We start from the raw sequence: 19,571 nt of genomic DNA on the forward strand, positions 1-19,571 counted from the left end.
TGGCGCCTTCCGCGCCCGCCGTGTTGACTACGTGCAAGTTGACTGCGTGCAAATGGAGGACCGCCGATGACAACACGCCTGCTCGACCTGCCCGCGGGACCGCTTGAGGTCTTCGTCGAAGGCGTGGGGCATCCGGTCGTGCTGTTGCCATCCCTTGGCCGCGGGCAGGAGGATTTCGACGGCATCGCACCGGCGCTGATCGCCGCCGGACTGCGGCTGATCCGGCCCGAACCGCGCGGCATCGGCCGTTCGGCGCCGTTGCGTGAGGGTGCCACCTTGTTCGACATGGCACGCGACGTGATCGCGGCGATGGAAGATGACGGCGTGCAGACCGCGCTGGTCGCTGGCCATGCCGCCGGCAATTGGGTGGCCCGCATCACGGCGCATCTGCACCCGGGCCTGGTGCAGGGCGTGGCGATGCTCGCCGCCGTGACCGGCACGACGGTCGTTCCGGAGATCAGCGCGGCCATCGCCGGCAGTTTCGACACCTCGTTGCCCGACGATGTGCGCCTGGCGCACCTACAACGCGGCTACTTCGCGCCGGGCAATGATGCGAGCGTCTGGCTGCCTGGTTGGCACACCGAGGTCGCCCGCGCCCAGCGCCGCGCGCGGGAGGCAACCACGGACACGTCCTGGCTGCGCGTCGCCGACCATAAGCCGCTGCTGTACCTGGCGGCGGCGGAGGATGCGATCGCGGCGCCGCCGAGCGAGGTGGAACTGAAGGCCGCGCTGGGGCCGATGGCGCAGCGGGTGGTGGTGGAACGCGCCGGGCATGCGCTGTTGCCGGAACAGCCGGACGCGGTGGCGAAGGCGTTGATCGCGTATGCGCGGGGGCTTTGGGCGGCGTAGAACTCGGAAAGGTTGGAGGGGCGCTGCCCCTCCAAGCCACCCCGCCAGGGGCCAGCGGGCCCCTGGACCGCGGGAACTTGGCGCCATGCACTGCGGTTCGGCCGGCGTGCACCGGCATGAGGCGCATCCGATGCACCCGACACCAGGTCGAGGTTACCAGGGGCCTTAAGCCTTTGATGAGGCTTGGCGGCACGGCCGCCAAGGCGATGAAAGGGGCAAAGCGCCTTTCGTCACCGCAGCTTGATATCGATCCGCACCACGTCGCCGCGATAGATCCCGTCCGCCACCAACAGCAGCACGCCACGCGGATCCACCGCGGCGCGCCGCACCAGCGCGACCGGCGCGTTCAGCGGCAGGTGCAGCGCCGCGGCCGCCTCTACATCCGCACTGCCGATCGTCAGCGTCTGCCGTGCATCGGCGATGCGCACGCCGGGGATGCCGGCGACCAGCTTCAGCGCCGTGCGGCTGCGCAGCGCTTCGTCGGTCACCTTGGGCGACAGGCGTTCGTTCAGATAGACATCGGCAAGCAGGAAGGGCTGGCCATCGCGCCAGTGGCGTCGACGAATGTGGCGATAGAGCGCCGCCGGGCGGCCGATCTCGACCGGCGGCAGGGCGGCGGCGGGCTGGCCGGGCCGGTCGCTGAGGATCTCGATCTCCGCACCCTCGCGCGACCGCAGCAGGCCGGACCAGTCGGTCTCGACATCGCACCAGAGGCGATTGGCGCTCGGCGCGCCGCGCACGAAAGTCCCCTTGGCGCGGAAGCGTTCGATCAGCCCATCCTGCTCCAGCAGATCGAGCGCCTGGCGGATCGTCGCCCGCGCCACGCCGCATTCGGCGGCGAGTTCATCGACCGTCGGGATGCGCTGATCCAGCCGCCAGGCGCCCTGTTCGATCCTGCGACGGAACAGCGTCGCCAATTGGATGTAGCGCGCGACGGCGCTGCGATTCAGGTCGATGGCCGTGCGTGGCGCCGGGGCGACAGGGGGCATGGGCGGTCGCTACACGGCGCCAGCCGCCGCGTCCAGGAATGGCCGGCCGTCGCGGAACGCCTCGATGTCCGACAGGATGCGCGCGATCAGCGCGGCGCGCGTCTCGACGGTGAGCGACGCCGAATGCGGCGCGAGTACCACGTTGTCGAGCCCGAGGAAGCGAGGATCGAGCCCCGGCTCCTTCGCAAAGACGTCGAGCCCGGCACCGGCGATGCCGCCGGCCTGCAACGCGGCGATCAGCGCTTCCTCATCCACCACCGACCCGCGCGCGATGTTCACCAGCACGCCGCGCGGACCGAGCGCCGCCAGCACCGCGGCATCTACGAGACGATCGGTGTCCGCCCCGCCCGGCGTGGCGAGGATCAGCACGTCCGACCGTTCCGCCAGCGCGCGGATGTCGGGGATGAACGGCCAGGGCTGGTCCGGCTTCGGCCGCGGCCCGGTCCAGGCGACATCCATGCCGAGACCCGCGCAGCGCCGGGCGATGGCCTGGCCGATCTTGCCCAGCCCGACGATGCCGGCGGCCTTGCGATGCAGGCTGAGGCCAAGGCCCATGCGTTCCTTCGCCCAGCGGCCGGCGCGGACGAAGCGGTCGGCCTCGGCGACACGGCGCGCGGCGGCATACATCAGGCCGATGGCGGCATCGGCCACGTCCTCGGTCATCACGTCGGGGGTGTAGGCGACGGCGATGCCGCGCCTTGCCGCCGCGGGCAGGTCCACACGTTCGAGCCCAGTGCCTTGGCTGACCACCAGGCGCAGGTCGGGCAGGCGCGCGAATTGCGCGTCGTTCGCGCCATGGATCGCCATGGTGACGGCGATGCGCGGGCCCGGGCGAGGGGCTTCCCCGGGCTTGTCCTCGACCAGGGTGAAGCGCTGCGTCAGCGCGGCGCGCAGATCGGCCGGGATGGGGGAGAGCAGCAGGATGGATTCGGTCATTCGGCGCGGATCCCGGCGGCTTCGATCACCTGCTTCCAACGCGCGGATTCGGCGGCGATGGTGGCGGCGAGTTCTTCGGGTGTGGAGGGTGTCGCTTCTTCCCCCAGCGCTTCCATGCGCGCGCGATAGGCGGGGTCGCTGAGGATGGCGACGATCACGCCGTTCAGCCGCGCGATCACCGGCGCGGGCGTACCGGCGGGTGCCGAGATGTAGTTGAACGGCGCGGCATCGAAGCCGGGCAGCTTCTCGGCCAGTGCCGGCAGGTCGGGCGCCAGCGGCGAACGCTGCGGCGTGGTGACGGCCAGCGCGCGGAGGTTCCCGGCCCGTGCCGGCGGCAGCAGGATGGACAGCGTGTCGAGCGCCATGCTGACGGTGCCGGCGATCAGGTCCGTCGTCGCGGGCCCCGTGCCGCGATACGGCACATGGGTGATGTCGATCTGCGCCATGAACTTCAGCATCTCTCCCGCGAGGTGCGAGGAGGAACCGATGCCCGACGATGCAAAAGTCAGCCGCCCCGGCTGGGCCTTGGCCAGTGCGATCAGCCCGGCGACGTCCTGTGCCGGCAGCGCGGCATTCACCGCGAGCAGGTTCGGCGCGCGCTTGTAGCCCGATACCGGCGCGAAATCGCGCACCGGATCATAGGGTAGGGAGCGCATCAGATGCGGATTGATGATCTGCGGTCCCGGCGTGCCATACAGCAGCGTGTGCCCATCCGCCGGGGATCGCGCGACGACGAGCGCGCCAACCGTGGCACCACCGCCGGGTCGGTTCTCGATGATCACGGGCTGGCCGAGCGCGGCGCCGAGCGGGTCGCCCAGCATGCGCGCGCTGGCATCGGCGGAACCGCCCGCCGCGAAGGGGACCACCAGGCGGATCGGCCGGCTCGGGAAGGATTGCGCCAGCGCCAGCGCCGGCGCTGCGAGTGCGGCCGGTGATGCAAGCAGGGCGCGACGGGACAGTCTCATTCGATGGTGATCCTCTGCGCGGTGATGACGGCGCGCCAGCGCGCGATCTCCTCCTGCACCATGGTGGCAAGCTGTTCGGGCGATCCGCCGATCGGCTCGGCGCCCAACGCCTCGAAGCGCTCGCGCGTGGTGGGGCTGGCGAGAACCTCGTTGATCGCGCCGTTGATGGCGCTGATCGCTTCCGGCGGCGTGCGCGCGGCGGCGATCAGGTAGTTGAAGGACGCGTCGTTGAAGCCGGGCAAGGTCGCCGCGATGGTCGGCAGGTCCGGTGCGCCGCGCGCGGGTTCGGCCGTGCTGACGGCGAGCGCGCGCAGCCGGCCTTCGCGTACCAGCGGCAGCAGCGCCGCCGCGGTGTCGAGGATCATGTCCACCCGCCCGCCCATCAGGTCCTGCACGCCGGGCGCAGTGCCGCGATAGGGCACGTGCAGCATCTCGATTCCCGCCAGCTGCGCGAACAGCGCGCCGGCGAGATGCGCGGACGAACCGATACCCGCGCTGGCATAGGAGATCCCGCCGGGGCGGGACTTCGCCAGCGCGATCAGTTCCTCGACGCTGCGGGCCGGGAAGTCCGGCCGCACCACCAGGATCTTCGGCGCGCGCATCAGCGCGATGACGGGCGTGAAATCCGCCGCCGCATCGTAGGGGATGTTGCGCATCATCAGCGGATTGAGGATCTGGATCGACGGCGAGCAATACAGCAGCGAAAGCCCGTCGGCCGGCCCGCGCGCCACGCCGATCGCGGCGATCGACCCATTACCACCGGGGCGGTTCTCGATCAGCATGGGCTGGCCGAGGATCGCCGCCGTCGGATCGGCGATGATGCGCGCGATGGTGTCGGCGGTGCCGCCGGGTGCCAGGGGCACCACGATGCGCATCGGCCGCGGCGGCCGCCAGGCCTGTGCCGCCGCCGGACCCGCCGCGAGGATGCCCGCGGCGGCAAGGAGGGTTCTTCGGTCCATCAGCCCTATTCCAGACGCATGCCGGTGGCGCGCACGACCTCGCCCCAGGAGGTGTAGGCGGAGCGGATGAAACTCGCGAATTCATCCGGGTTGCTGGCGACGATGCGGCCACCCTGGTCGAGCAGCACGCGGCGTGTCTCGGGGTCCTGCAAAGCGGCCTGCAACGCCGCGGACAGGATGGCGACGCGGTCCGCCGGCAGGTGCGCCGGGCCGAGCACGCCGTACCAGGTCTCGCTGACCAGGCCGGGCACGCCGGCTTCCTCGGCGGTCGGCAGGTCGGGCAGGATGGCGAGGCGCTGCGGCGACGTGATGGCGAGCGCCGGCAACTGCCCGCCGCGCACCTGGCCGATCAGCGCAGGAACGTCGGCCAGGACGATCTGGATGCGTCCGGCGAGCAGTTCCGTCACCGCCGGCGCCGCGCCGCGGAACGGGATATGCGTGATGTCGATGCCGGCGCGCAGCTTGAACAGCTCACCCGCCAGGTGCAGCGAGGATCCGATGCCCGCCGATCCGTAGGCCAGCTCCCCGGGGCGGGCCTTCGCCATCGCCACCAGCTCGGCAAGGTTGCGGGGGCCGAGACCCGGCGCGATGGAGATGATCTGCGGCACCGCCAGCACCTGCGTGATCGGCGAAAGGTCGGTGCGCGGATCGTAGGGCATGTTGGGCTGTAGGTGCGGCAGGATGACCATGCCACCGCTGCTCGCCAGCACCAGCGTGTGGCCATCGGGCCGCGCCTTGGCGACGTAGTCGACGCCGATCAGTCCGCCGGCGCCGGCGCGCGCCTCGATGATGACGGGCTTGCCGAGCCGTTCGCCCATGACGCGCCCGATGGTGCGCGCGATCAGGTCGGCCGGACCTCCAGCGGCGAAGGGCACGATCAACCGCACGGGCTGGTCGGGGAACGCCTGGGCCTGTGCGCGCCCGATGAGCGCGGGCAGCGCCAGGGCTGACAATGCGGTCCTTCTGCGGATCATGGTGGTTTCCTCCCGTTCTTGTTGGTAGTGCCGCTAGGTCGGTGGCGGCTGTTCGAACAATCCCCGCGGCGGCGCAGCAAGCGGCGGGGTGGCGCCATCCGGCAGCGGGACCTCATGGGCGTTCAGCGTCATCGCGACCATCGAGTAGTAGCCGACCAGGGCGGTGAGTTCGACGACACCCTTGACGCCGAAGCGCGCCGTCACGCGCGCATGCAGGTCGGCAGGGACATTGCCGTCGCGCAGCAGCAATCGGGCGTAGTCGTAGACCAGCGCATCGTCCGGCTGGGTGAAGCGTGGCGGCTGGCCATCGCGGATCGCCGTGATGGTTTCGGCTTCGAGGCCGGCATCGGCCGCCGCCTGGGCGTGGACGAACCATTCGACCTGGGCCGACCAGCGTCGCCCCGTGACGATGATGGCGAGTTCCGACAGCCGCTTGCCGAGCGAGGTGCCGAAGCGCAGTGCCTCCCCCAGGGATGACCATGCGCCGGCGAGCACCGGCGCGTGGATCGCAGCCCGCAGCGGGCCGATGACGCGCCCGCGCGGGCCGGAGACGACACTGTCCCAGACCGCACGCTGGGCGTCGTCCACCAGGTCCTCGCGCATCGCGGGCAGGGGGATGCGGGACATGTCAGATGACTCCTTCAGCGGCCAGGGCCGCGCGTTCCGCCGCGCCGATGCCGATCGAATCCAGCACGGAGTCCGTATCCTGGCCGAGCAGCGGCGGCACGCCATCGCTGCGGGTGCCGGCCTCGGCCATGCGGATCGGGTTCGCGACCATCGGCACCTCGCCGGCCGGATGCCGCCGACGGCTGAGTATGCCGCGATGGATCACCTGCGGATCGGCGAAGACATCGGGCACGGTGTTTATGGGGCCGCAGGGCACGCCGGCGGCATCGAGCCGGGCCGTCAGCTCCGCCCGGGTGAAGTCGAGGAAACGGGTGGCGAGCAGCGGCGTGAGATCACCGTTGTGGCGCACGCGGTCGGCATTGCGCATGAACCGCGCGTCCTTCGCCCAGTCCGGCCGGTCGATTGCTTCGCACAATTTGGCGAACTGCCCGTCATTGCCGACGGCGAGGACGATCTGCCCATCCTTCGCCGGGAAGACATCCTGCGGCTGGATGTTCGGGTGGCGGTTGCCGGCGCGATGCGGCACGCGTCCACCGACCAGGTAGTTCATCGCCTGATTCGCCAGGATGCCGGTGCCGACATCGAGCATGGCAAGGTCGATCGTCTCGCCCTCCCCGGTCTCGGCCCGCCGCGCCACGGCGGCAAGCACGGCGACCGCGGCATACATCCCTGTCATCAGGTCGACGATCGGCACGCCGACCTTCTGCGGGGCGCCTTCCGCTTCCCCGGTCAGGCTCATCAGCCCGCACATGGCCTGGATCATGAAGTCGTAGGCGGCCTGCTCGGCCCGCGGCCCGTCCTGCCCGAAACCGGTGACGGAGCAATAGATCAGCGACGGCTTGATGGCGCGCATCGACGCGGCATCGAGGCCATAGCGCTTCAGTGCGCCGACCTTGAAGTTCTCGATGACGATGTCGCAATCCTGCGCGAGGCGCTTCGCGATCGCCTGTCCCGCGGGCTTGGTGATGTCGAGCGTGACCGACCGCTTGCCCCGGTTCACCGAGAGAAAATAGCCGGCATCCTTCGTCGGGTTGCCGTCGCGATCCTTCAGGAAGGGCGGGCCCCAGCCGCGCGTGTCGTCGCCGGCGCCGGGGCGTTCGATCTTGATCACCTCGGCGCCGAGATCGGCGAGGATCTGCGTCGCCCAGGGAGCCGCCATGATGCGGCCGAGGTCGAGCACACGCAGATGCGACAGGGGGCCGGCCATGGTCAGCCTTCGACCACGGGTGTCGCGAGCATGGACGGCCGCTCGCGGAATGCCGCCTGCCATGCGGAGAAACGTGGCGCGCGGTCGCGCCAGCCGAGGTCGGGGAAGCGGAAATCCATGTAGTCGCCGGCGACGGCAAGGGTGATCTGGGCGATGCCAACGGGCGTCTGCGCGATGGCGTCGATCTCGGCTTCGAGCGCCGGCAGGATGGCATCGAGCTTCGTCTGGTAGGTGTGCAGCATCGACGGCAGCGGCACCTCGCGGGCGCGTTCCGTGCGCCAATAGATCAGCACGTCGAGGAAGCCGTTCGCCAGCGCATGGCGCCGCAGCTCGATGAAGCGCGCAGGGCCGGAAGCGGGGATCAGCTTCCCGCCACCGACCAGACTGTCGAAATACTCCATGATGACGACGCTGTCGTAGAGGATCGTGCCATCCTCGGTGACCAGCGTCGGGATCTTGCTGAGCGGATTCTCGATCATCAGCTCGGGTACCGGCTTGTCCATCGCGACGACGGTGCGCACCGTCTGGAGGCGGTCGGCGAGGCCGAGTTCATGCGCGGCGATCATCACCTTGCGCACATAGGGGGAGCGCGGGGACCAATGCAGCTTCATCATCGACAATGCGGGCTTGGCGCCCCTCCCTCTTGTGTCGTTAGGTCAGTTGTATGATCTTTGCGGAAGCGCCGGGCGGCGGCAAGCCCCCGCGCGAAGGGACAAGGAACGGCCAGGGCATGCCCATCACCTATGACGCGGTGAAGGCGCTATCCGCAAATCTGTACGATTGGTCGCTGCGGGCGGTGCCGGCGGACACCAAGGACGGTCTGCGTCGCGCGCTCGAGACCGAAAGCCAGGACGGCGCGCGCAAGGTGCTGCGCATGATGCTCGGCAGCGCACAGAAGGCGGAGGAGGAGGATCGCTTCGTCTGCTCCGATGCCGGCGTGCCGGTCTATCATGTGACCATCGGCAGCGCTGCGCGGCTGGACGGCGACATCAAGGCGGCGATCTCCGACGGCTTCGACGATCTGGTGGGGCGCATCAGCCCCCCGCTGCTCAAGCATGTGACCAATCCGCTGACCAATGAACGTGGCTACAAGGGGCGCGACATGCCCCTGGTGACCTGGGATGTCGCCGGCGGCGCGGATTGGGTGGAAATCCTGTGCCAGCCCAAGGCGCTGGGGTCGGGGCGCTGGGCGGCGCTCGAGACATTCTCCTTTCCTACGCTGGCGGAAATCGAAGCCTATGTGATGAAGGTGGTGATGCAGGCGGGGTCGCAGCACTGCCCGCCGGTCATCATCGGCGTGGGCATCGGCGGGTCCTTCGACGTCGCGGCGCGCATCGCCAGCAAGGCGACGATGCGCCGCGTCGGCAGCGTGAACGACGAGCCGGTGCTGGCCGCGATGGAGGAACGCCTGCTGCGCGCGGTGAATGCGACCGGCTTCGGGCCGATGGGAACAGGGGGCGACACCACCGCGCTGGCGGTGCATGTCGATTACGCCTCCGGCCACGGCTACACGCCGGTCGCGGTCTGCTTCAACTGCTGGATCAACCGCCGGACGCGCGCGCGCCTGCACGCCGATGGAAGCGTGGAGCGGTTCGAATGAGCGAGTTCCGCACCATCCGCATGCCGATGTCGCGCGAGGATGCGCGGTCCTTGCGCGCCGGCGACATGATCCTGGTCGATGGCGAGATCGTCATCACCGCCGGCCTGCCGACCGTGCAGCGCCTCGTGGCCTGCGCCGAGGAAGGCCGCGATCCGCCATTTCCGCTGGATGGCGGGTCCCTGCTGCATCTTGGATCCTACAGCCAGGATACCGCCGATGGCGGGCTCGAGATCCTGTACATGAACCCCACCACAAGCACGCGCTTCAATCGGCTGATGCCGGGGCTGATCCGCCATTTCGGGTTGACCGCGGTGGGCGGGAAGGGCGGGCTGGATGCCGGCTGCGTCGCAGCGATGAAGGAGGTGGGCTGCGTCTACCTCTCCTTCCTCGGCGGCGGCGCCCCGCTGCATTCCGCGGCGATCGAGGCTGTGCGCGACGTCGCCTACAGCGACCTGGTCGCGCATTACCGCCTGGTGCGGCTGGCGGTGCGGGGGCTGGGGCCGCTCACGGTCGGCATCGACGCGCATGGCAACAGCCTGTTCGAAACGCTGCAGGACCAGGCGCAGGACCGCATGCCGGCGATCCTCGCGCAGCTTGCGAAGGACCGTGCGGCGGCGGGGGGCTGAACCCTTGCCGACGGCCTGGCTCCGCGTGCCGCGGGTGCCGCGCCGAACGGCCAACCGGGAGCCTGCGCGCCGTCACCGCGCGTCAAGGAAGGCGGGCGTGGCCTCCGGATTCCAGGTGATCCCGTCATTCGCGAGCGTTTCGGCCAGCATGGCCTGATCCAGGCGGCAATGCCGCACCAGAAGCTGGACGTAGATGCCGACGAAGTCGGGACCGTGGCCTGCGCCCCGACCATCGGCCGTGCTGGTCATCGCATGCGCGATCTCGTGCAGCAGGATCCAGCTTGGCAGGGTCGATGGCGCCTCGATCGTCAAACGGCTGCCGGTTGCGAGCGTCACCCTGGTCGCCTTGCGCGCGCGCACGCGCGGTGGCCACCGAAGGCCCTCGGTCGCCCAGACGTGGTCCACGATTCCCTGCATTCGCTCGAACGTCACCACCGAACGGTCGAGCGGCGCGACGACGCGATTCTCCCATGCGTAGAGCCGTTCGTCCCGCGCACTGGTCATCGCGGGCGGCCAGGGAGCGAATGCGCGCCGGCGGCCGCGCCAACCGGCCGATCGAGGCTGACGCGCCCGCCGGCTTCCATCCCCTTCCGGTAGGCCTCCCCGTCCCGCACGGTTCGCGTGGTGTAGCTCGTCCGCAGGCGAATCCCGAGTTCACCGAAGCCCTCGGCAATGATCTGCTGCTTCACCAGGACAAGGGCGGTGCCGGCGGATGTCGGCATCCTGGCGGCCTCCTCGGTGGCGCGCCGATGCGCCGCGAGTTCCCCGATGCGCTTGGATACACGCTCGGCAAAGCCATAGCGGAAGCTGCGCAAGCGGTTCTGCGGGGCTGCGCGGCTGTGCCGATAGGCGGCGCTGGCGCGATAGGCGCCCTCCTCGTGGTCGACCGCACTCGCGATCAGGTGCAGCAGGTATTCCGCCATCAGCACATCGGGTTCGAGGCCGTAGAAGACGAAGGTGGTGCGCCCGACCATCCAGCCCTTCGCTTCGGTCAGCTCGATCACCGACAGGAAGATCGCGGCGATCGCCTGGAGGCGCGGGCCGGTGAACACGACCTGGCGCTGGACGCAGCGCTCCTGCCGCAGTTCCACCTCGGACATGGTGAGGCCGTAGACCTCGAGCAATTCGCCGACCTTCTGCGCCGCGGCGAGCGCTTCGGCCTCCGAGCAGCCGCGATCCACGGTACGCGCGGCCAGGGCGCGAATGCGGGTCTTGACCTTGTCCAGTTCCGTCTGTTGGCTCACGGCGTCATTGGCCCCGCTATCCTGGTGTGAAGGTCGGTCCCGCAGGACTGCCGGTGATCTTGGTGAGGCCCGATCCATGCGCAAGCACCGGGTCGCATGCTGATGTCCGGCTATCCGCCCGCGTCGGGTGAAGCAGCCATCCGGGTTGGATGACGCTCGACTTCAGACCGCGCCGGCAGCATCGTCCAGCCGGGTGATGCCACCCCTTTGTGATCTGCTCTGGCCTGCGCGCACGGCGCGGCATCAGATGCGGCGGAGCGACTTCCCAGGGAACCCGATGACCAAGCACCATTTTCATCCGACGCGATACTTCAACGCCATCGGCACCGCCGAGCCTTGCCTTCGCATCGCCGATGGCGACACGGTGGTGACCGATACGATCGACGCCTCCGGCCTTGATGCGCGGGAGGTTGCCGTCGCCAGCCGTCCGAATCCCATGACCGGTCCATTCTTCATCGAGGGGGCGGAACCCGGCGACACGCTGGCCGTCCGCATCGATCGGCTGACGCCGAGCCGGGCGACGGGATGGACCTACTCGCCCCTTGCCCTCACCGTGCTCGACCCGGCCGCGATTGCCGATCGGCCACCGCAACAGCGCGCAGTCTGGACCATCGACACCAACGCCGGGACAGTCCGGCTGCGGGAACCGGAGAAGGGCCTTGAGGATTTCGCCCCGCCGATCCAGCCGATGATCGGCTGCTTCGGGGTCGCGCCGGCCGGCGGGCAGGCCTTTTCCACGGCGACCAGCGCGCAGAACGGCGGCAATATGGACTATCGCCTGTTCGCGCCGGGGACGACGGCCTGGTTCCCGGTCTCCGTGCCCGGCGCGGTGTTCTATCTGGGCGACGGCCATGCGTGCCAGGGTGATGGCGAGATCACCGGCACCGGCATCGAGACCTCCTTCGAGATGGAGGTGACCTTCCATGTCCTGAAGCGGACCATCACCTGGCCACGGGGCGAGACGGCCGAGGACATCTTCACCATCGGCAATGCCAGGCCGCTCGACCAGGCGCTGCAGCACGCCACCAGCGAGATGTCGCGCTGGCTGGGCGAGGATTACGGCCTGGACGCGCGCGCCGCGAGCCATCTGATGGGCCAGGTCGTTCGCTATGACGTGGGCAACGTCTTCAATCCCGCTTTCACGGTGGTCTGCCGGATCGCCAAGCGCTGGCTGGTGAAGCGGTAGGCGCGCGACCTGGAGCCGCTGCCGTTCGCCGCCGCTCAAGGCAGCGGCTCCGGCCCTTGCTTTTTCGAGTATCGTCACCCAGTCAGGTGATTCCACCTGACCGGGATCTTCCCCAGAGCAGATCGCGTTCAGATGGAATCATCTGGACGCGTGAAGATGCTCTCAAAACAATAGGCTGGAGCATGTGGCGTGAGCGGATGCTAACGCAGCATGCTCTAGGCGGCCCTCGCGTCCTCCAGCCCGAGCAGCTGCGCGGCATTGGTGCTGACCAGCCGGCGGATATCCGCCTTCGGCACCTGCTGATCCAGCAACAGGCGCACCACCTGCCGGAAGCCTTCCACCGGCCTTGGCGAGCCCATCAAGCCGAGGTCGGAGGACAGGATCGTGCGGTCCACACCGGCCACCTCGATCAGGTGCACCAGCTCCTCCGGCGTGAACTTCTTCGACTTGCCTTCGACCCACATGCAGATCGAATGTTCGATATGCGCGCCGATCGCCACCAGGGCGCGGATATCGTCGTCGGTACAGCCGATCAGGTAGGTCGGATGATTGACGAGCATGCGCTTCACGCCGCGCCGCTTCGCCTCCTCGAAGACCTTGATCATCTCGGCGGCGTCCAGGTGTCCGCCGGCCAGGATCACATCCGCTTCCGCGATCAGGTCCAGCACCTGCTTCGTCGCGTCGCTCACCGCGCCAGTGGCGTCGGTGGCGCGCAGCGGGATGGGGTCGAGCATCTTCTGCGCCGTCTTCGGGAAACTCTTGCCCTGCCCCGTCGCCTGCTCGATGTGGTTGGCGGCGGACAGCGTCGGCATCCAGACGATCCTGGCGCCGATCTTCAGCGCGTGGTCGACCGCATGCGGGTTGATGCCACCCGAGGCGTTGTTCAGCGCGATGCCCGAGAACAGCCTGACGCCGAGTTCGGGGAACAACTTCTCGAGCATGACGGCGTGCGCGACGCCGAGATAGAAATGGTCCTTGTAGAGCAACCCCCGGAACCGCGCCGCCGCGCAGTCGAGCAACGCCTCATGGTGGTCCAGCGTTCGCGGCATGGCGGCGGGGCCGCTGTGGCAATGCAGGTCCACGGCGCCGACCAGCAGGTCTGCGACCTCGGCATCCCGGGCCGTATTCGGGGTGGCTGTGCTCATCTCGTCCTCCTTGGCTGCGATGGTGAAGCCGATCGCCTCAAAAGCCGTAGAGTGCGGCCGGATTGTCGACCAGCAGACGCTGCCGGTCGACGCGCTCGGGAGCGAAATCGGGGATCAGGTTCAGCAACTCCATCTCGTCCACCGGCGTGGCGAGGTTGGGATGCGGATAGTCGGTGCCCCAAAGGGCGCGACCGGGCGCCACCCGCATCAGAGCCCGCGCGAAGGGCAGGGCCTCGGTGAAGGGGGTGCGCGTCATGCGTTCCACGCCACTGAGCTTCACCCAGATTCGGTCGTCGCGCAGCAGGTCCAACAGCGTGGCGAAGGCCGCGCCCGCGACGCCCTGCGCGGGATCGACGCGACCCATATGGTCGATCACGACAGGCATGTTGAGCCCGCGGATCGCGCCTTCCATGTCCCTGACGCCGTCGCCCTGGACATGCAGGACCATGTGCCAGCCCAGCGGCCGCACACGATCGGCTGCACGGTGGACCGTGGACATGTCCGGCCCGCCGCCCAGCGCCTTGATGAAATTGAACCGGATGCCGCGAACGCCCGCGTCATGCATCTCCCGCAACGCGGCATCCGGGGTCGCGTCATCGATCATCGCGACACCGCGGTATCGTTCAGGGTTCGACCGCAGGGCATCGACCATGGCGCGATTGTCGGTGCCGTGGCAACTCGCCTGCACGATCACCGCACGGCCGAGGCCGAGGCGCCGGTGCAGCGCCGCCAGCATCTCCTTCGGTCGATCCTCGGGCGTGTAGGTGCGGTTGGCGGCATAGGGAAACCGGCTGGCCGGGCCGAAGACGTGGCAATGCGCGTCGCAGGCCAGTGGCGGCAGCGCGAAGCGCGCCGCGCGCGGCGTGGCTTCCGGGCTGTCGGACGGCGGCATGGCGTTTCCCTGCGTGTTGCGGGAAGGCTAGGACCCCGGCAGGCGCCGGCTGAAGGACGAAATATGGCCTTTCCGCATCGCGGAATGCATCACGGCGCCTCGGATGCCGCCGGCTTGCTGCGCAGCAGCCGCTTCATGGATGTGGTGATCTCCAGGCTCGCCTGCTTCAGCGCCGGCACAAGCTCCTCGACCAGGGCGCGCTGGCTGACCGCGGAGCGGAAGAAGCTGAAGCCGATCGTGCCTGCCACCCCGGCACCCTGCATGATCGGCACGGCGACGGTGTTGGACGATCGCGGTTCCACCTTCGGGTCACGCAGCGCGTAGCCCTGGCGCTGGGCGGTCGCGATCATCATGCGCACGACGCGCTCCAGATTCGGCGGATTGTCCTCGGGGTCCGGGGAGGCGCCGAGCATGCGCAGCAGGATGCGCAATTCCTCCTCGGGGCACCAGGCGAGGTAGGCGCGTCCGAGGGCGCGCGTGACCAGGCTGTGCCGCACGCCGATGGTCGCATGGAAGGGCGACACCGTGCTGCTCGCCGCCGTGCTGACGCTGATGGCGATCCGCGCGCCGTCGAGCACGGCGATCGCCACCGGCCAGCGCAGCCGGCGGGTGAGGTCGGTTGCCCAAGGACGGCCCGCCTGCGCCACCAGCGGCCCGCCATGAAAGCCCGCGCTCAAGGCCTGCACATCCGACGTCACGCGATAGCCGAGGCCACGTTCGCCCTTCGCCACCAACCCCGCCGCCGCCAGTGTGCCGAGCAGGCGCATGATGGTCGGCTTGGGCAGCAGCGTGACGCGATGGAGCTGGTCCACCGTGGTGTGCTGCTGCCGGTTCAGCTCCCGCAGGATCGACAGGGCGCGCAGGACGGATTGGACTGGCGGTTCGCTCAGCGTGGTCGCTCCGGCACGGTCGCCGCCAGGTCGGAGACCGTGAGCACCAGCTTGCCGATCTGCGCATTCGCGTCCAGCACGGCCTGCGCCGCCGCGGCATGCTCCAGCCGGTGGGTGCCGCAGATATGGGTGCGGATGCGGCCATCCTCGAGCAGCGGCCAGACCTGGTCCACCAGTTCGCGCGCGATGCGGCCCTTATAGGCCGGCGGGCGGGAGCGCAGCGTGGAACCGGTCAGCGTCAGCCGGCGGATATAGACGTCGCGCGTGCTGATCTCGGCCTTCGGCGCGCGGTGACTGGCGATCAGGACAAGCCGGCCATCCATGGCCAGCAGCCCCATCTCCAGCGGCGTGTAGTCGCCGCCCTGCCCATCGAGGATCACATCGACGCCGCGGCCGCCGGTCAGCGCGCGCACCTGGTCGGGCCAGTCGGCATCGCGGTAGTCCACCGTATGCTGTGCGCCGTATTCCATGCAGACGGCGCGCTTTTCGGCGGCGCTGCTGGTGGCGATGACCGTGGCGTCGCGCAGCGTCCGCGCCATCTGCATCGCCGCCATGCCGACGCCGCTGGTGCCGCCCTGGACCAACAGCGTCTCGCCTTCCGCGATCCGCCCCAGCCAGAATACGTTGTTCCAGGCGGTGAAGAAAACCTCGGGCAGGGTCGCTGCCTGGGCAAAGCTGAAGCCGCGCGGGATGGGCATGCATTGCTGCGCGGGCACCGCGCAAAATTCGGCGTAGCCACCGCCCGAGACCAGGGCGCAGACCGCATCGCCCGGTCGCGGCCAGGTCACGTCCGCGGCCGTTGCCTGCACCACGCCCGCGATGTCGAGGCCGGGAATGTCGGTGACGCCGGGGGGTGGCGGGTACAGCCCCTTGCGCTGCTGCACATCGGGCCGGTTCACGCCGGCCGCCGCGACCCGCACGAGGACCTCGCCGGCGCCGCAAACGGGCACCGGCCGCTCCACCAGCGCAAGGACATCGGGGCCGCCCTTGCCCCGGATCTCAACTGCCCGCATCGGCCCCATTCCCCTTGTTGGACGCCACCTAGCACGATGGCGCGGCGATCGTCGGCGGCGCCGGCGCCCATTCCGGCAGACGGAATGGATCGACGGCAGCGTGGAACCCGTCCCGCCGGCCTGCATAGGCTGCTTCCCCAACGGCGCCGGCACATGCGCCGCGGAGGAAACCATGTCGCTCGGCCGCGCCCCGGCTGCCCGTCGCCCTGCCGTCCTGCGCCGTCGCGGGCTGCTTCTGGCAGCGGGTCTGGCGGTGCCGACCTCGCGCCTGGCCGCGCAGGATGCCTGGCCGAGCCGCCCCGCACGCATCATCGTCCCCTTCGCACCGGGCGGCACGACCGACATTCCGGCCCGAATCATCGCCGAACACCTGGCGCGGCGGCTTGGCAAGCCCTTCGTGGTGGAGAACCGGTCGGGGGCCGGCGGCGCGCTGGGCGTGCGCGCGGTGGCGCAGGCGACGGATGGCCATACGCTGCTGCACACCACCTCCTCGGTGGCGGTGCTGCCGGCGCTGCAGCGCGACCCGGGCTTCGATCCGCTGACCGACCTCGTGCCCGTCAGCATGACCGCGTCCTCGCCGATCCTGCTGGTCACGCGCGGGGATTCCCCGTTGCGTGACTTCGACGGCTTCCTCTCCCGGGCGCGCGCGGAACCCGGCACGGTGAGCTTCAGCACGTCGGGCATCGGCACCACCGTGCACCTGGCGGGCGAGATGCTGCGCGCGCGGGCCCGCATCGACCTGCTGCACGTTCCCTATCGCGGCTCGGCACCCTCGGCGACCGCGGTGCTGGCCGGGGAGGTCGATGCCGGCTTCCTCAGCCCCATCGAGGTGCTGCCCCATATCCGCGCCGGGCGGATGCGCGCCCTGGCGAATTGCGCGCGCACGCGCTCGCTACTGCCCGATGTGCCGGCCATCGCCGAGATCATCCCGGATTACGACGGCGTGGAATTGTGGTTCGCGCTGTTCGGCCCGCGCGACATGCCGCCGGGGGTCGTGGCGCTACTGATGCGTGAACTCGCACCGCTCCGCGGCGCCTCGGTGCTGACCGACCGCATGGCCGATGTCGGTGCGCAGACCCTCCTCGACGGTCCGGACCCTCTCGCCGCGCGCATGCGGGCCGAGGTGCCGCTCTGGACCTCCATCGCCGAAGCCGCAGGAATCCCACGCGAATGACCGTGACCGACGCGCCGCTCGTGGATACGCATTTCCATCTCTACACGACGGACATGCCGATAACGCCGTGGGCGTGGCATCACCCGCCGGAGGACGCCACCGCCGAGCAGTTCATCGACATCATGGACCGCCACGGCATCGGCTTCGGCGTCGTCGCGGCGGCGAGCCTGTACGGCCAGTACAATGACTACGTCATCCGCTCGATGCGCCGGCATCCGCGGCTGCGCGGCACCGCCTTCGTGCGGCCCGAGACGGACATGTACACGCTGGAACGGATGAAGGCGGATGGCATCGTCGGCATCCGCCTGTTCTTCCGCCGCGTGCCCGATCCGCCGGATCTCGCCTCGCCCGAATACCGCCTGCTGCTGCGGCGCGTGCGGGACCTGGACTGGCACGTCCACACGCTGGTCAGCGGCGATGCGCTGCCGGCGGTGATCGATGCGGTCGAAGGCGCCGGCGTGAAGCTGGTGATCGACCATTTCGGCAAGCCTGACGAGGCGCTTGGCGTCAACTGCCCAGGCTTCAAGGCGCTGCTCGCGGCCGTCGAGCGCGGTCGCACCTGGGTGAAGATGTCCGCCGGCTTCCGCATGCCCTCGCGGGATGCCGCGCGCGGCTACGCCCAGGCGCTGCTGCGGGTGTCCGGCGGCGAGCGCCTGATGTGGGGCAGCGACTGGCCCTTCGCCGCCTTCGAGGACAAGACGACCTACGCCCAGGCGGTCGCCAACCTGCGGGACTGGGTGCCCGATGCGGCGACGCGCCGGCTGATCGGCGCCGAGACTCCGATGCGCCTGTATTTCGGCGCCTGAGCGAAGCGGCAAACCGGGGAGGAACAACAATGCCCGACATCACACGGCGCCACATGGGCGCGCTTGCGCTTGGCGCAGGCGCCACGGTGGCCATGCGTCCGGCCGCTGCGCAGGCCTGGCCGTCGCGGCCGGTCACCGTCGTCGTCCCCTGGCCGGCGGGTGGGTCCACCGACGTGCTGGCGCGCTCGGTCTGCCAGAATTTCTCGACCCGCTTCGGCCAATCCTTCGTTGTGGACAACCGGTCCGGCGCCAACGGCAATATCGGTGCGGCGGCGGTCGCGCGCGCGACGCCCGACGGGCATACGCTGATGGTCACGACCAATGGCCCGATCACCAACAACACGCTGCTGTATCGGTCGATGCCGTTCAACCCGTCGACCGACCTCACGCCGGTCGCGCTGCTGGCGGAACTGCCGATTGTGCTCGCCGCGCGCAGCCAGGCGCCCTACGGCAACGTGCAGGAACTGGTCGCCTATGCGAAGGCCAATCCGGACAAGGTGAATTGCGGCACGCCGCCGCGCGGGTCTGCCGCGCACCTTGCGGTGGAACTGCTGATGTTCCGCACCGGCATCCGTTTGAACCTGGTGCCGTATCGCGGCTCCGCGCCGCTGACCAACGACCTGCTGGCGGGCGCGGTGGACATGGGCATCGACCTCGTCACCACCTACCTGCCGCATATCCAGGCCGGCACGCTGAAGGCGCTGGGCGTGACCGCCACCGCGCCGATCCCGCAATTGCCGCAGACCTTGCCGGTGCAGTCGCAGGGCGTGCCCGACTATCAGGCGACGGGGTGGATTTCGCTGCTCGGCCCGGCGCATCTGCCGGAAGACATGGTCGGCACGCTCAATGCCGCGAGCAACGCCTATCTCGCACTGCCGGAGACGCGCGCCATGCTGCCGCCGCTCGGCCTCACGCCGCTCGGTGGCACGCCCACCGACCTGACGCGCCGCATGGCGGCGGAAGTGGCGCAATGGCGGCCGGTCATCCAGGCCGCGCAGATCTCGATCGACTGACCCTGCCCGCAAGACGAGGACACCGCATCATGGCCATCGACGAACTGCGCATCCGGCAGGAGCTGGAGATGCTCAACATCGCCTTCTGGCGCGATGTCGATTCCAACTGGGGCCGCAGCGCCCATGAGTACTTCACCGAGGACGGCGTCTACACCACCAGCCACAAGGCGCGTACCGGCCATGAGGCGATCCGGGAATTCTACAGCGGCCGCCAGGCGAAAGGCGACCGCGTCGCCCGCCATCTGATCCACAATTTCCACGTCATCGTGCAGGACGAGAACCATGCGACGGCGGAGTGGACCATGTGCCTGTATGCCGAGGACGGCGTGCCGCCGCTGTTGTCGGAACCGCCGATCCTGATCGGCGCCGTGACCGATGAATGCGTGCGCGGCGCGGATGGGCGGTGGCGCTATGCATCGCGCACCACCAGGCCGCTGTTCAAGGGCAGCCGGCCGACCTCGGGCTGAAGGGATCCG

Annotated in this window: 22 protein-coding genes; 8 read left to right on the forward strand and 14 right to left on the reverse strand. The window is 69.5% G+C overall.

Translation table 11 applies throughout. The features are described from left to right. Nucleotides 1–66: 66 nt before the first annotated feature. Nucleotides 67–849, forward strand: a complete 783-nt coding sequence (locus AAFN86_RS04695) for an alpha/beta hydrolase (protein ID WP_347542060.1) — start codon at nt 67–69, stop codon at nt 847–849. A gap of 230 nt (nt 850–1,079) precedes the next feature. Here AAFN86_RS04695 and AAFN86_RS04700 read toward each other — a convergent pair whose 3' ends face one another. From AAFN86_RS04700 to AAFN86_RS04735, 8 genes are read right to left on the reverse strand one after another with little or no spacing between them, the layout of a single operon-like run. After that, nucleotides 1,080–1,838 carry a GntR family transcriptional regulator gene (locus tag AAFN86_RS04700; RefSeq protein WP_347542061.1) on the reverse strand — a complete coding sequence of 253 codons (759 nt, stop codon included), beginning with the start codon at nt 1,836–1,838 and terminating at the stop codon, nt 1,080–1,082. Nucleotides 1,839–1,847: 9 nt separating this feature from the next. Then, nucleotides 1,848–2,774, reverse strand: coding sequence for a 2-hydroxyacid dehydrogenase (locus AAFN86_RS04705; protein ID WP_347542062.1), 927 nt, complete (start codon nt 2,772–2,774; stop codon nt 1,848–1,850). Further along, on the reverse strand, nt 2,771–3,739 hold the full coding sequence (locus tag AAFN86_RS04710) for a tripartite tricarboxylate transporter substrate binding protein (RefSeq protein WP_347542063.1): 969 nt from the start codon (nt 3,737–3,739) through the stop codon (nt 2,771–2,773). The genes AAFN86_RS04705 and AAFN86_RS04710 overlap by 4 nt, the downstream gene beginning before the upstream one ends. Continuing rightward, nucleotides 3,736–4,698: a tripartite tricarboxylate transporter substrate binding protein gene (locus tag AAFN86_RS04715; protein WP_347542064.1), complete on the reverse strand. Its 963-nt coding sequence runs from the start codon at nt 4,696–4,698 to the stop codon at nt 3,736–3,738. Before AAFN86_RS04715 ends, AAFN86_RS04710 begins: the two co-directional genes overlap by 4 nt. A gap of 5 nt (nt 4,699–4,703) precedes the next feature. Next, nucleotides 4,704–5,672 (reverse strand): tripartite tricarboxylate transporter substrate binding protein, encoded by a 969-nt coding sequence (locus AAFN86_RS04720; protein ID WP_347542065.1) that lies wholly within the window; start codon nt 5,670–5,672, stop codon nt 4,704–4,706. A gap of 33 nt (nt 5,673–5,705) precedes the next feature. Beyond that, nucleotides 5,706–6,299 (reverse strand): carboxymuconolactone decarboxylase family protein, encoded by a 594-nt coding sequence (locus tag AAFN86_RS04725; protein ID WP_347542066.1) that lies wholly within the window; start codon nt 6,297–6,299, stop codon nt 5,706–5,708. A 1-nt stretch (nt 6,300) separates the two neighbouring features. Next, nucleotides 6,301–7,506 (reverse strand): CaiB/BaiF CoA-transferase family protein, encoded by a 1,206-nt coding sequence (locus AAFN86_RS04730; RefSeq protein WP_347542067.1) that lies wholly within the window; start codon nt 7,504–7,506, stop codon nt 6,301–6,303. Nucleotides 7,507–7,508: 2 nt separating this feature from the next. Further along, nucleotides 7,509–8,120, reverse strand: a complete 612-nt coding sequence (locus tag AAFN86_RS04735; RefSeq protein ID WP_347542068.1) for a glutathione S-transferase family protein — start codon at nt 8,118–8,120, stop codon at nt 7,509–7,511. A gap of 116 nt (nt 8,121–8,236) precedes the next feature. Here AAFN86_RS04735 and AAFN86_RS04740 point away from each other — a divergent pair, with 116 nt between their 5' ends. Next, nucleotides 8,237–9,106, forward strand: a complete 870-nt coding sequence (locus AAFN86_RS04740; protein ID WP_347542069.1) for a fumarate hydratase — start codon at nt 8,237–8,239, stop codon at nt 9,104–9,106. Continuing rightward, nucleotides 9,103–9,732: a fumarate hydratase C-terminal domain-containing protein gene (locus tag AAFN86_RS04745; RefSeq protein WP_347542070.1), complete on the forward strand. Its 630-nt coding sequence runs from the start codon at nt 9,103–9,105 to the stop codon at nt 9,730–9,732. Before AAFN86_RS04740 ends, AAFN86_RS04745 begins: the two co-directional genes overlap by 4 nt. A gap of 72 nt (nt 9,733–9,804) precedes the next feature. Here the strand turns inward: AAFN86_RS04745 and AAFN86_RS04750 are convergent, their stop codons facing one another. Beyond that, nucleotides 9,805–10,167: a hypothetical protein gene (locus tag AAFN86_RS04750; protein ID WP_347542071.1), complete on the reverse strand. Its 363-nt coding sequence runs from the start codon at nt 10,165–10,167 to the stop codon at nt 9,805–9,807. 65 nt (nt 10,168–10,232) lie between these two features. Beyond that, on the reverse strand, nt 10,233–10,976 hold the full coding sequence (locus AAFN86_RS04755; protein WP_347542072.1) for a DUF2786 domain-containing protein: 744 nt from the start codon (nt 10,974–10,976) through the stop codon (nt 10,233–10,235). Between the two features lie 277 nt (nt 10,977–11,253). On the opposite strand from AAFN86_RS04755, the gene AAFN86_RS04760 reads away from it, so the two are divergent. Then, a complete protein-coding gene (locus AAFN86_RS04760) occupies nt 11,254–12,162 on the forward strand; it encodes an acetamidase/formamidase family protein (protein WP_347542073.1) in 909 nt (302 codons plus the stop codon). 215 nt (nt 12,163–12,377) lie between these two features. Here AAFN86_RS04760 and AAFN86_RS04765 read toward each other — a convergent pair whose 3' ends face one another. The 4 genes from AAFN86_RS04765 to AAFN86_RS04780 all read right to left on the reverse strand — a co-directional run bounded on the left by AAFN86_RS04765 (nt 12,378) and on the right by AAFN86_RS04780 (nt 16,102). Further along, nucleotides 12,378–13,307 carry a DUF6282 family protein gene (locus AAFN86_RS04765; protein ID WP_347542074.1) on the reverse strand — a complete coding sequence of 310 codons (930 nt, stop codon included), beginning with the start codon at nt 13,305–13,307 and terminating at the stop codon, nt 12,378–12,380. Nucleotides 13,308–13,344: 37 nt separating this feature from the next. Continuing rightward, complete coding sequence (locus tag AAFN86_RS04770) at nt 13,345–14,199, reverse strand: amidohydrolase family protein (protein WP_347542075.1); 855 nt, start codon at nt 14,197–14,199, stop codon at nt 13,345–13,347. Between the two features lie 89 nt (nt 14,200–14,288). Then, the gene (locus tag AAFN86_RS04775; protein ID WP_347542395.1) at nt 14,289–15,089 is read right to left on the reverse strand and encodes a helix-turn-helix domain-containing protein; all 801 of its coding nucleotides are present in this window, start codon (nt 15,087–15,089) and stop codon (nt 14,289–14,291) included. Continuing rightward, nucleotides 15,086–16,102 (reverse strand): NAD(P)H-quinone oxidoreductase, encoded by a 1,017-nt coding sequence (locus AAFN86_RS04780; RefSeq protein ID WP_347542076.1) that lies wholly within the window; start codon nt 16,100–16,102, stop codon nt 15,086–15,088. The genes AAFN86_RS04775 and AAFN86_RS04780 overlap by 4 nt, the downstream gene beginning before the upstream one ends. Before the next feature lie 172 nt (nt 16,103–16,274). Here AAFN86_RS04780 and AAFN86_RS04785 point away from each other — a divergent pair, with 172 nt between their 5' ends. Genes AAFN86_RS04785 through AAFN86_RS04800 form a run of 4 tightly spaced genes read left to right on the forward strand, consistent with a single transcriptional unit; the run spans nt 16,275 to nt 19,562 of the window. Further along, nucleotides 16,275–17,276: a tripartite tricarboxylate transporter substrate-binding protein gene (locus tag AAFN86_RS04785; protein WP_347542077.1), complete on the forward strand. Its 1,002-nt coding sequence runs from the start codon at nt 16,275–16,277 to the stop codon at nt 17,274–17,276. Then, nucleotides 17,273–18,082: an amidohydrolase family protein gene (locus AAFN86_RS04790; protein ID WP_347542078.1), complete on the forward strand. Its 810-nt coding sequence runs from the start codon at nt 17,273–17,275 to the stop codon at nt 18,080–18,082. Before AAFN86_RS04785 ends, AAFN86_RS04790 begins: the two co-directional genes overlap by 4 nt. A gap of 29 nt (nt 18,083–18,111) precedes the next feature. Beyond that, a complete protein-coding gene (locus AAFN86_RS04795) occupies nt 18,112–19,095 on the forward strand; it encodes a tripartite tricarboxylate transporter substrate-binding protein (protein WP_347542079.1) in 984 nt (327 codons plus the stop codon). Nucleotides 19,096–19,124: 29 nt separating this feature from the next. After that, nucleotides 19,125–19,562, forward strand: a complete 438-nt coding sequence (locus tag AAFN86_RS04800; protein WP_347542080.1) for a nuclear transport factor 2 family protein — start codon at nt 19,125–19,127, stop codon at nt 19,560–19,562. Nucleotides 19,563–19,571: the final 9 nt, after the last annotated feature.

Origin of the sequence: Roseomonas sp. CAU 1739 (assembly GCF_039839775.1) — a bacterium.
GTDB lineage: Bacteria > Pseudomonadota > Alphaproteobacteria > Acetobacterales > Acetobacteraceae > Neoroseomonas.